This is a genomic window from Lyngbya aestuarii BL J (assembly GCF_000478195.2).
Taxonomy (GTDB): Bacteria; Cyanobacteriota; Cyanobacteriia; order Cyanobacteriales; family Microcoleaceae; genus Capilliphycus; species Capilliphycus aestuarii.
In genome coordinates, this window is sequence record NZ_AUZM01000407.1 from 1 (window position 1) to 333 (window position 333).

Consider the following 333-nt stretch of genomic DNA (forward strand, 5'->3'; position numbering starts at 1 on the left):
CCTTTCGGGGTTGATGAAACGCCCCAATCAGATTTTTACCTTGAGGATGATTAACCCCAGTTTTTCCGCCAATAGACGCATCCACCATCGCCAACAGCGTCGTCGGAACTTGGACAACATTAATCCCCCGCAACCAAGTCGAAGCCGCGAACCCAGTCATATCCCCAACAATACCCCCACCTAAAGCAATCATCGTTGCAGAACGTTCCAGGCGATGTTCTAAGGCGAGATCATAGACTTTTTGCAAAGTTTCTAGGGTTTTGTGGGGTTCCCCTGCTGGAAGGGTACAGCAAGCCACCTCAAAGCCAGTCTTTTCAACAGAGGTGATCACCC

Annotated in this window: 1 pseudogene; it reads right to left on the reverse strand. The window is 50.2% G+C overall.

Going from position 1 to position 333, the window contains the following annotated elements:
* Positions 1–333 (reverse strand): annotated as a pseudogene (locus M595_RS28710) (3-dehydroquinate synthase); the annotation flags it as partial.